The sequence below is a fragment of the Paraburkholderia humisilvae genome, assembly GCF_902859855.1.
Taxonomy (GTDB): Bacteria; Pseudomonadota; Gammaproteobacteria; order Burkholderiales; family Burkholderiaceae; genus Paraburkholderia; species Paraburkholderia humisilvae.
This window is the reverse complement of sequence record NZ_CADIKH010000423.1, coordinates 1-800: the sequence shown is the minus strand read 5'-3', so window position 1 is coordinate 800 and position 800 is coordinate 1. Positions and strand designations below refer to the sequence as shown.

At 62.4% G+C, this 800-nt stretch carries 1 protein-coding gene; it reads right to left on the bottom strand.

The genetic code is table 11. The features are described from left to right. On the bottom strand, nucleotides 1-800 hold an 800-nt coding region (locus HV796_RS42880; RefSeq protein ID WP_175233631.1), incomplete at both ends, for a citrate synthase.

Sequence of the window (800 nt, the reverse complement as noted above, 5' to 3'; positions counted from 1 at the left end):
GCGAGCGGCTTCGCCTCGCGCGGCGTCTCGCCGACGAAGAGCTGACGCGGACGGCCAATCTTCTGTTCCGGATCGGCAATCATCTCGTTCCACTGCGCAATCCAGCCCACCGTACGCGCCATCGCGAAGATGCAGGTGAACATCGACGTCGGAATGCCCAGCGCGCGCTGCACGATGCCCGAATAGAAGTCCACGTTCGGGTACAGCTTGCGCGACACGAAGTATTCGTCTTCCAGCGCGATCTTCTCGAGCGCCATCGCGAGCTTGAACAGCGGGTCGTCGTGCAGGCCCAGTTCCTCGAGCACTTCGTGGCACGTCTCGCGCATCAGCTTGGCGCGCGGGTCGTAGTTCTTGTACACGCGGTGGCCGAAGCCCATCAGCTTCACGCCGGAATTCTTGTCCTTCACCTGCTTGATGAAATCGGGGATGTGATCCACCGTGCCGATTTCTTCCAGCATGTTCAGCGCCGCTTCGTTCGCGCCGCCGTGCGCCGGACCCCACAGGCACGCGATACCGGCCGCGATACACGCAAACGGGTTCGCACCCGACGAACCCGCGAGACGCACGGTCGACGTCGACGCGTTCTGCTCGTGGTCCGCGTGCAGGATCAGGATCCGGTCGAGCGCGCGCACCAGCACGTCGTTGACCTTGTACTCTTCGCACGGGTTCGAGAACATCATCCGCATGAAGTTCGCGCTGTACGACAGATCGTTCTGCGGATACACGAACGGCTGGCCGATGCTGTACTTGTACGCCATCGCAACCAGCGTCGGCAGCTTCGCGATCATGCGGATTGCCGA